This is a genomic window from Streptomyces sp. SID9727 (assembly GCF_010550605.1).
In the GTDB taxonomy this organism is placed as follows: Bacteria; Actinomycetota; Actinomycetes; order Streptomycetales; family Streptomycetaceae; genus Streptomyces.
This window is the reverse complement of the sequence record NZ_JAAGNI010000421.1, coordinates 1-10,132: the sequence shown is the minus strand read 5'-3', so window position 1 is coordinate 10,132 and position 10,132 is coordinate 1. Positions and strand designations below refer to the sequence as shown.

Here is a 10,132-nt window from a genome sequence, read left to right as displayed (position 1 = left end):
CAAGGCCCCGGCCCCGGCCGCCCCGGCGAAGGCCTCCCCGGCCCCCGCCGCCAAGGCCCCCGCCGCCAAGGCCCCCGCCGCGAAGGCCAAGGCCGCCGGGGACACCGAGGCACCGGCCGGACCGGAGTACGTGACGCTCCGCGGCCCGTCCGCCGCGGTCGCGAAGAACATGAACGCCTCGCTGGAGCTGCCCACGGCCACGTCCGTGCGCGCCGTCCCGGTGAAGCTGCTCTTCGACAACCGCATCGTCATCAACAACCACCTCAAGCGCGCCCGGGGCGGGAAGATCTCCTTCACGCACCTCATCGGGTACGCGATGGTGCAGGCGCTCAAGGCCATGCCGGCCATGAACTACTCCTACGCGGAGAAGGACGGCAAGCCGACCCTCGTCAAGCCGGAGCACGTCAACCTCGGCCTCGCCATCGACCTGGTGAAGCCGAACGGCGACCGCCAGCTGGTCGTCGCGGCCATCAAGAAGGCCGAGACGCTCAACTTCTTCGAGTTCTGGCAGGCGTACGAGGACATCGTCCGGCGCGCCCGCAACGGCAAGCTCGGCATGGACGACTTCACCGGCGTCACCGCCTCGCTGACCAACCCCGGCGGCATCGGCACCGTCCACTCGGTGCCCCGCCTGATGCCCGGACAGGGCCTCATCATGGGCGTCGGCGCGATGGACTACCCGGCCGAGTTCCAGGGCACCTCGCAGGACACCCTGAACAAGCTGGGCATCTCCAAGGTCATGACCCTGACCTCGACGTACGACCACCGGGTCATCCAGGGCGCCGCGTCGGGCGAGTTCCTGCGCATCCTCTCCCAGCTGCTGCTCGGCGAGAACGAGTTCTACGACGAGATCTTCAAGGCGCTGCGCATCCCCTACGAGCCGGTCCGCTGGCTCAAGGACATCGACGCCTCGCACGACGACGACGTCACCAAGGCCGCGCGGGTCTTCGAGCTGATCCACTCCTACCGGGTCCGCGGCCACGTCATGGCCGACACCGACCCGCTGGAGTACCACCAGCGCAAGCACCCCGACCTCGACATCACCGAGCACGGCCTCACCCTGTGGGACCTGGAGCGGGACTTCGCGGTCGGCGGGTTCGCCGGCAAGTCGATGATGAAGCTCCGCGACATCCTCGGCGTCCTGCGCGAGTCGTACTGCCGCACCACCGGCATCGAGTTCATGCACATCCAGGACCCGAAGCAGCGCAAGTGGCTGCAGGACCGGGTCGAGCGCCCGCGCCCCAAGCCCGAGCGCGAGGAGCAGCTGCGCATCCTGCGCCGGCTCAACGCCGCCGAGGCGTTCGAGACGTTCCTCCAGACCAAGTACGTCGGCCAGAAGCGGTTCTCGCTGGAGGGCGGCGAGTCCGTCATCCCGCTGCTCGACGCGGTCATCGACTCCGCCGCCGAGGCCCGCCTGGACGAGGTCGTCATCGGCATGGCCCACCGCGGCCGCCTGAACGTCCTCGCGAACATCGTGGGCAAGTCGTACGCCCAGATCTTCCGCGAGTTCGAGGGCAACCTCGACCCGCGCTCGATGCACGGCTCCGGCGACGTGAAGTACCACCTGGGCGCCGAGGGCACCTTCACCGGGCTGGACGGCGAACAGATCAAGGTCTCGCTGGCCGCCAACCCCTCGCACCTGGAGGCGGTCGACCCGGTCCTGGAGGGCATCGCCCGCGCCAAGCAGGACATCATCAACAAGGGCGGCACGGACTTCACCGTCCTGCCCGTCGCGCTCCACGGCGACGCGGCCTTCGCCGGCCAGGGCGTCGTCGCCGAGACGCTGAACATGTCGCAGCTGCGCGGCTACCGCACCGGCGGCACCGTGCACGTGGTGATCAACAACCAGGTCGGCTTCACCGCGGCCCCGGAGTCCTCGCGCTCCTCGATGTACGCCACCGACGTGGCGCGCATGATCGAGGCGCCGATCATCCACGTCAACGGCGACGACCCCGAGGCCGTCGTCCGGGTCGCCCGGCTCGCCTTCGAGTTCCGCCAGGCGTTCAACAAGGACGTCGTGATCGACCTCATCTGCTACCGCCGCCGCGGCCACAACGAGGGCGACAACCCGGAGTTCACCAACCCGCAGATGTACACCCTGATCGACAAGAAGCGCTCGGTGCGCAAGCTCTACACCGAGTCCCTCATCGGTCGCGGCGACATCACCCTGGAAGAAGCGGAGCAGGCGCTCCAGGACTTCCAGGGCCAGCTGGAGAAGGTCTTCGCCGAGGTCCGCGAGGCCACCTCGCAGCCCGCGCAGCCGCACGTCTCCGACCCGCAGGCGCACTTCCCGGTCGCCGTGAACACCGCGGTCACCACCGAGGTCGTCAAGCGGATCGCCGAGTCGCAGGTCAACATCCCCGAGTCGATCACCGTGCACCCGCGGCTCATGCCGCAGATGCAGCGCCGTGCCGCCTCGGTGGAGAACGGCACGATCGACTGGGGCATGGGCGAGACCCTGGCCATCGGTTCGCTGCTGATGGAGGGCACCCCGGTCCGGCTCGCCGGCCAGGACAGCCGCCGCGGCACCTTCGGCCAGCGCCACGCGGTCCTGGTCGACCAGGTCACCGGCGAGGACTACACCCCGCTCCTCTACCTGACGGACGACCAGGCCCGTTACAACGTCTACGACTCGCTCCTCAGCGAGTACGCGGCGATGGGCTTCGAGTACGGGTACTCGCTGGCCCGCCCGGAGTCGCTGGTCATCTGGGAGGCCCAGTTCGGTGACTTCGTCAACGGCGCGCAGACCGTCGTGGACGAGTTCATCTCCTCGGCCGAGCAGAAGTGGGGCCAGACCTCCGGCGTCACGCTGCTCCTGCCGCACGGTTACGAGGGCCAGGGCCCGGACCACTCGTCCGCCCGCCCGGAGCGCTTCCTCCAGATGTGCGCGCAGGACAACATGACGGTCGCGATGCCGACCCTGCCGTCGAACTACTTCCACCTCCTGCGGTGGCAGGTGCACAACCCGCACCACAAGCCACTGATCGTCTTCACCCCGAAGTCGATGCTCCGCCTCAAGGCGGCCGCGTCGAAGGTGGAGGAGTTCACCACCGGCGGCTTCCGCCCGGTCATCGGCGACGACTCCGTCGACCCGAGCGCCGTCCGCAAGGTCGTCTTCTGCGCCGGCAAGGTCTACTACGACCTGGAGGCCGAGCGCCAGAAGCGGGGCGTCACGGACACCGCGATCATCCGTCTGGAGCGCCTGTACCCGCTGCCGGGTGCCGAGATCCAGGCCGAGATCGCCAAGTACCCGAACGCCGCGAAGTACCTGTGGGCCCAGGAGGAGCCGGCCAACCAGGGCGCCTGGCCGTTCATCGCCCTGAACCTGATCGACCACCTGGACCTGGCCGTCGGCGCGGACGTCCCGCACGGCGAGCGCCTGCGCCGCATCTCGCGCCCGCACGGCTCGTCCCCGGCGGTCGGCTCGGCCAAGCGCCACCAGGCGGAGCAGACCCAGCTGGTCAACGAGGTCTTCGAAGCCTGACCGGCAGCCCGCACGCCCGAGGGGCCCGTCCCGCGCTCACGCGCGGGGCGGGCCCCTCGGGCGTGGGGCTCAGGTGACGAGCGGTCGGCAATCGCCGGTCACATCAGCGCGAGAGCCGCACGACGGTGGACGTGCCCGCGCATCGCCTGGGAGGCGCAGCGCCGGGCGATATCGGCATCGGAGCGCCTTCACCGGGTGCCGATGGCCCCTGCTCGTCCGCTACGTCACCTTGCTGATGGTGCGCCACGTAGGCCACGCCATCAGACGATCAGCGGCTCGAAGTCCCAGTACGGACGGTTGCGGGAGCGGGCCGAGACGGTGTGGGTGTGCTGGGCGCCGAGTGTGGCCGCCAGGTCTTCCAGAGCCTCGATCTCGACCTTCTCGGCCTTCTGCCGCTCCCTGAGGCCGCGGAGGTCGGCAGCGTGGGCGATCCGCGCGGACAGCGTCAAGGGATGGGTGCGGCCGAGTACCTCGACAGCCCGGGTGACGATCGAGTCCGTCAGCGAGGCAGCGGACTCCGGGTCGCCCACGAGGTTGCGAAGCGCCGAGGCGTTGATGCCGCAGCCCAGCGTCCACGGATGGTTCTCGCCGACGGCCTGGGTCATGGTGGCCAGCGCCTCCTCCAGGAGCACGTGGGCGTGCTGCCGCTCACCGACGTTGCGCAGGGTCAAGGCGTGATTGGACCGGGTGCCGGCAGCGTACGGGTGTTCCTCGCCGAGCATGTCAGCGTAGCCGCTGACCACCTTCTCCCCTATGGCCCTTGCCTGGTCGATGTTGCCGTGCTCGCGGGCGAAGCAACTCTGGCCGGCCGAGAACATCATCGTCAGCGGGTCGCTCTCGCCGAGGACGCGTTCACATCGCTCCAGGACACGGGTGAACAGGTCGGATGCCCTGGCGCGCGTGCCGTCACGGTAGTGGCACAGCGCGAGGTTGTACTCGGCGCGCAGCGTTTGCGGGTTGTCCGGCCCGAGAACCCGTCGGTGCATCTGCACGCTCTGGTTCTGCAGGGAGGACGCCTCGGAGTAGCGGCCCAGGAGGCGCAAGTCCGTGGCGTACGCGGTCTCGGAGTACAGCGTCCATGCGTGCCGGTGTCGCAGGAGCTGCCGGCGTGAGTCCAGCGTGTGCCGGTCGAGTTCCAGAGACTCCGTGTACCGGCCCAGCAGCCGCAGGGTGACGGCCAGGTTGCTCTGTGCGTTGAGCGTTCGAGAGTCCTGGTCACCCAGCAGCCTCTGGTAGGAGGTGAGGACCCCGTCGGAGACTTCCAGCGCCTCGTCGTACCGGCCCAGGCCCCGCAGGTCGGCGGCCAAACCGGAGGCTGCGCGCAGATACTCCAGGTCCTCGGGGCCGCGCTCGGCACGCAGCCGCTCCACCACGGCGCGCTCGATGGCCTCCGTGCCGGCGTAGTCGCCGACGGCCCTGAGCAGGTTGCTGTAGTGGTAGCTGACGTCCCAGATCCTCGGATGGTTCTCGCCGAACAACTCGCGCCAGGCAGCCATCGCCCGTACGCCCAGCTTGATCCCGGCCCGGTACTCCCCCGACAGGTACATGTAGCGCAGGCAGTTGAGTACCAGGGTCTGGACCGCCGGATCGGTGCTCTTCAATACGTCGGCCCACTTGAGGTGCGGAGTGATCTCGGCGTACGCGGGCCACAGTCGCGTGTCGGTGGGGCGTCCGGGATCGGCCGCCGCGAGGGCGCGCCGGACGACGTCGATGAACTCCTGCCGGTTCTCCTCCGTCATGTCGTGCCCGATGATCTGGTGGACCATCCGGTGCATGTAGACGGTCTCCCCGGAGGACGTCGCGTCGACGCTCGACTCATGGGATTCCAGCCGGACCACGGAGTACTGACGGAGTTGGTTGATCGCCTTGTTCCACAGCAGCGGGTCGCTCATCAGCCCGGAGACCTGCTCCGGCAGGTCACCGGGAGGCATCTCCTTCAGCAGCCGTACGGGGATGGAGCCGGGCGCGAAGAAGCTGCACAGGCGCAGCAGGTCGACGGACTCGGGGACGGTGTCCCTGAGCTTGTTCAGCAGTATCGACCAGGCGGTTTGAAAGGCGAGCGGAAAGTCCGCGGAGACCTTGACCACGTCCTGGTCGATGCCGCCTTCGAGGAGTTCGATGTACTCCTCCACCGACAGGTCCGAGTCGTTGAGCCAGCCTGCTGTCTGGTCGAGCAGCAGCGGCAGGTCTTCGAGGGCCTCGGCAAGCTGGTCGGCCTCCGCCGGCGTCAGGCGCGGGGCGCGGCGGCGGATGAAGGCCACCGACTCGTCGCGTCGGTATACGGGCACCTCGACCAGGTTGCTGTTGTGCTCGCTCCATTCCGGGTTGCGGGAGGTGATGAGCACGTGCCCCGGCCCGGTGGGCACCAGGTCCCAGATCTGGTCGGGCTCGTCGGCGCCGTCCAGGATCAACAGCCAGTGGGAGTGGGGGTCGCCCCGGCGCAGCGAGTCGCGGACGGCACGGAGCCGTTCTCCGTACTCCGGGCCAGTGGACAGGTCGAGTTCCGGGGCGAGTTCGGCCAGCTTCTGCCGGTAGATCGCCCGTCGGTCGGCGGGCACCCACCAGACCACGTCGTACTCCGAGCCGAAACGGTAGACGTACTCGGCGGCGAGCTGGGTCTTCCCGACGCCGGACATGCCGTGCAGGGTCACGACCCCGGCGCCCGGCCCGGATTCCTGGAGCGCCCGGTAGGCATCGGTGAGCAACTGCTCGCGGCCGGTGAACCGGATGTTGCGGCGTGGTACCCCGCCCCACACCTGCGGGGTGTCGGCGGGGAAGCGCGGGCCCGCGGGGGTGCCCTCGGGCAGCGGGTCGGTGGGCAGTCCCAGCCGGACGAGAAGCCGCCGCTCCGCCTCCTCGGCACCGACGTTGGTGAGGTCGGCAGCGCCGAAGGCCGAGGTGGCGCCGGGGAGCGCCGATGTGGTGACGCACACGGCCGCGAACCGGTCCGGATCGGTGGCGACTTCGGAGCGCAGAGCACGGTTCCACTCCTCGTGGCTCCGGGGGCCGAGCTGGAAGTACCAGTCGCTGAGGACGACCAGGACGCGGCCGCGCGCGAGCGTCAGGTCGCGCAGTGACTCCTCCAGCGGGATCGAGACCGGCGGGTCCCACCGCTGCTGCACGACGGTTACACCACGCCGCTCCAGACGGTCCGCGATCCATGCCGCCCAGGCGCGGTTGAAACCGGCGAAACTGATCGTGACGGCGCTCGGCCCGCTCACTCCAACTGGCTTACGCGTTCCGGGCATTCAACCGTCTCCCCTGCCTCGATACGAGCCTTCTCAACATACCCCGGAGCACCGTCGCTCCGACTGGAATCGGGGCGATGCTCACTGCCTTCGCGAGCCGTTCCTCTGCTGCCATATCACCTTGGCGGTACTCACGTACGCCTGAGCGCGCGTGAGGTGCCCCGGGGGAGGCGGAGAATCGTCCAGACGGTGGTAGACCGAGATCATTTCGTTGACGAGTGTCCGGCCCTCGGGGGTCAGCGCCGGCGAACCGGCCAGCACGGGCAGCACGGCACCGACCTGTTCACGGCAGCGGGCGTGCTCGGCCCAGGCGAGGTCCCGATGGACGGACCGGCGCGCATGCAGTGCGAACCGCTGCCAGAAGTCCGCGAGGGCCACGTGCGAGTAGGCGCCTTGAAGAAGTCCGTCGAAGGGCCGGGGGTCGGGTCGCCACGGAGCGAAGTACCGCTCGGCCGTGCCCTCCCGGTGGAGCTGAACCAGGGTGGAGAGTGCGGCGAGTTTGGTGTGCTGCAGTTCGTGCACCAGCGTCGAGGCGAAGTAGGCCGCAGTCGCCGGCTTGCTGCTGAGCACCGCACCGAACGCCTCACGTCGGGTACCGCTGCAGTGCACCGCGCTCCGGCCGGTGGGCCCGGAGCCGGGCGGCGGCCCCAGTGGGACCATGCAGCGCAGCAGCACGGAGGCCTCGGTGAGGCGGTGCTCCCCGCCCACACGCAGCAGCCGTTCCACTCCGGACCAGGATTCGGCCCAGGTCTTGCGCTCCCAGTCCTCGATCTGAGTGGAGCCGCTCAGCCCGTGCTGCTCAACCCCGCTGCCGAGCGTCCGGTACGGGTCCAAGTCGTCCAGGGCTACGGGGCTTCCTCCTGGCCGCACCGCAGACAGCATGAGGAGGGGCAACCAGCGCGGGTCCGCCGAGCTCGTGGTCCCGTCCGGATGTATCCGGACGTTCAGCAGCGGCCCGTCTGCGGGCGCGACCGTCAGTTCCCCCGCGTGGTAGGTCAGCTGTACGGGGCCGACGTCCACGCGTACGGCTCCCAGAGTGGGCAGCGAGAGGAGCCCGCCCCAGGGCCCCAGACGGACGCTGAACCCCACCCCCGCCCGCACGGCCCCCGCAGCCGCCAGCGCCGTGAGATGGGCCAGGCCGGCGCGGAGCTCCGCCCCGGCCGGCGCCTCCGAGGTCAGCCCGCCCAGCAGCCGTTGCGCCCATGGCCCCGCCAAGGGGTGGAACAGAACGGTCCGCACCGCCTCCCGGTCCGCGCGTTCGGCGGCTTCGAGGAGGGCCCAGTCCGCGCGGAGGCGGTCCAGCAGCGCTGGTGGGCACACGGCGGCCGGGGCGGCCTCCGCGGCGTCGAGCACGGCCCGGAGGAGGACGAGGCGGCGGGTGTCCTGGTCGCGGACGAGCAGGCCGAGGGATGCGGCGTCGCCCTCGGTGCGGCCGAGTTCGCGCAGGACGTGGTCGGGGACGACAGCACTCATGGGGGGTCTCCAGCTGTTGCGTCGGCGAGCCGCTCCGCGATGTGGCGGATCAGGCGTTCGAGGTCGGCGCAGTAGACGGAGGGGTTGTGGAAGCCGTTGTCTGCGCGGTAGCGGTGTGCGTAGTGGCCGCCCCCGCACACGGTCAGCAGCGGGCAGGCGCGGCAGGCGGCGGCGAGCGCGCCGGCCCCCGCCTGGCGGGCGGCCACGCCGGGGTGGCGCAGCGCCTCGTCGAAGGTGTGGTGGAAGACGTCGAGGCCGGTGGCGGCCGCGCCGTCGTACGCGGACTTGAGCGAGTCGACCTGCTCGATGGAGCCGTCGGTCTCGATCACGACCGCGTTGAGCGGGTCCAGGCCGAGCGATTCGGTCGCGGCGGGCAGCCCGAGGAGCAGCGCGACGCACTCCTCGAACAGCCGGACGCGGGTCTCCCGCCGGGGCGCCCCCCACCAGCGGTCGAAGACCGTGCACAGCCAGTCGCCGTACGGGGTGGGGCGCCCGGGCCCGGCAGCGGGGGAAAGGCCCGGCGGCGGGCTGGACCAGTTGCCGTGCGGCAGCAGGAGGTCCAGGGCCGGAGGGCGCAGGGCGAGCAGTGACTCGTACATCTCGACCGGGTCGGTGCGCGGGTCGACCACCGTGAGGATGCCCGCGTACGCCTCCGGGTGGTGGTCGGCCAGGAGCCGGGCGCCCCGGGAGGCGGCGGGCCAGGAGGGTCGGCCCGCGTGGTCGGTGCGCAGGGTGTTGTGGGCGGCGAGTCCGCCGTCCAGGCTGATGCCGACGCGGATGCCGTGCCGGGCGAGGGTGGCGATGCCGGCGTCCGTGAGCAGCGTGGCGTTGGTCTGCACGGTGGTGCGTACGGAGCAGCCGGCCGGCACCCGCTCGCGTACCGCGTCGGCGAGGGCCGCCAGCCGGTCCGGCCCGGCGAGCAGGGGTTCGCCGCCGTGCAGGACGAGGGCGACGCTGCCGAGCCCGTGGGCAGCGGCGTGCTCGGCGATCCGGGCGGCGGTCCGGTCGAGGACGGCGGGCGACGCGGCGGACGGGCGGTCGCGCCAGGTGTGGTCCGGGCCCTCGTACAGGTAGCAGTAGCGGCAGGCGAGGTTGCAGCGGCCGTGCGCCTTCAGGATGAACTGCCCGAAGGGCACCGGATGCGCGCGGCTGCGCGCACGGGCATCACCTCGCGGAGCCGGCCCCGCGGGCCGCTCCCCCCGCGGCGTCGTCCGTCCAGCCATGCGAGCACCCCCGTGCTGTACGCCGGCCGGGATGGCCCCGCTGCCGGCCCGGGGTGAGTGTCCCCGGCGCACGGCGGACGCAGGCCCGGCCCGGGCCATGATGTCCTGATCGGGCACACCCCCGGCCGAAACCGTGCGGTACGACGCTCAGAAGGCGTTGGTGAACCCCCACAGCATCTCCTTCGGCTGCTCCGCCCGCCCCCGCAGATCCGCCACCACCTCGGCCAGCACCGGGTGGTCCATCGTCCGCAGGGCCGCCAGGTCCAGGCCCAGCAGGTCCGGCAGTTCACCGGTGCCGGCCGCACCCGCCCCGGCCACGCCCGTCCCGCCGTTCCGTGTCGACTCGTTCATCACGCCTCCCCGTACCGCAGCACCGGGCCGGCCGGTGACCCGCTCGCCGTCGAGCGCGTCCCGCCGGTCCCGCATCCCTGATCCGATCTGTCGCCTGCCGCCCCGCGCGGGCGCCGGAGCCCGGCCTCGCTCGCCGTCGAGCGCGCCGCTCACCGCTCCAGCTCCGCCAGCCGCTCGGCGGTCGCCTCGCCCGCCGCGCCGCCGGTGTCCGGCAGTTTGCGCCACTCCTGGCGGGCCGCCCGGTACGCGTCGCGCGCGGCCCGGGGGCGTCCCGCCCTCTCGTACGTCATACCCCGCCAGTGGTTGGCTGTAGCAGCCAACTCCACCGCTTCCTGGAGATGTTGTGGACTCTC

Annotated in this window: 6 protein-coding genes; 1 reads left to right on the top strand and 5 read right to left on the bottom strand. The window is 71.0% G+C overall.

The annotated features are described in order from the left end of the window. Window positions 1–3,484 (top strand): multifunctional oxoglutarate decarboxylase/oxoglutarate dehydrogenase thiamine pyrophosphate-binding subunit/dihydrolipoyllysine-residue succinyltransferase subunit (locus tag G3I41_RS29420; protein ID WP_164403508.1); only part of this gene is annotated, 3,484 nt, incomplete at its 5' end. Window positions 3,485–3,744: 260 nt separating this feature from the next. Here the strand turns inward: G3I41_RS29420 and fxsT are convergent. From fxsT to G3I41_RS29395, 5 genes are all read right to left on the bottom strand, one after another. Further along, window positions 3,745–6,732, bottom strand: a complete 2,988-nt coding sequence (fxsT, locus tag G3I41_RS29415) for an FxSxx-COOH system tetratricopeptide repeat protein (RefSeq protein ID WP_164403505.1) — start codon at window positions 6,730–6,732, stop codon at window positions 3,745–3,747. An 81-nt stretch (window positions 6,733–6,813) separates the two neighbouring features. Further along, window positions 6,814–8,205 carry an HEXXH motif-containing putative peptide modification protein gene (locus G3I41_RS29410; protein WP_164403503.1) on the bottom strand — a complete coding sequence of 464 codons (1,392 nt, stop codon included), beginning with the start codon at window positions 8,203–8,205 and terminating at the stop codon, window positions 6,814–6,816. Next, entirely contained in the window at window positions 8,202–9,428 is a 1,227-nt protein-coding gene (locus tag G3I41_RS29405; protein WP_239081894.1) for an FxsB family cyclophane-forming radical SAM/SPASM peptide maturase, read from the bottom strand. Before G3I41_RS29405 ends, G3I41_RS29410 begins: the two co-directional genes overlap by 4 nt. Before the next feature lie 147 nt (window positions 9,429–9,575). Continuing rightward, complete coding sequence (gene fxsA / locus G3I41_RS29400; RefSeq protein WP_203601832.1) at window positions 9,576–9,779, bottom strand: FxSxx-COOH cyclophane-containing RiPP peptide; 204 nt, start codon at window positions 9,777–9,779, stop codon at window positions 9,576–9,578. Window positions 9,780–9,928: 149 nt separating this feature from the next. After that, window positions 9,929–10,132, bottom strand: a 204-nt coding sequence (locus tag G3I41_RS29395) for a hypothetical protein (RefSeq protein ID WP_164403495.1), incomplete at its 5' end; no start/stop codon positions are given.

Excerpts from the sequence above, each read along its gene's own strand:
- fxsT (WP_164403505.1), bottom strand. The coding sequence starts at position 6,732 with ATGCCCGGAACGCGTAAGCCAGTTGGAGTGAGCGGGCCGAGCGCCGTC.
- G3I41_RS29410 (WP_164403503.1), bottom strand. The coding sequence starts at position 8,205 with ATGAGTGCTGTCGTCCCCGACCACGTCCTGCGCGAACTCGGCCGCACC.
- G3I41_RS29405 (WP_239081894.1), bottom strand. The coding sequence starts at position 9,428 with ATGGCTGGACGGACGACGCCGCGGGGGGAGCGGCCCGCGGGGCCGGCT.
- fxsA (WP_203601832.1), bottom strand. The coding sequence starts at position 9,779 with ATGAACGAGTCGACACGGAACGGCGGGACGGGCGTGGCCGGGGCGGGT.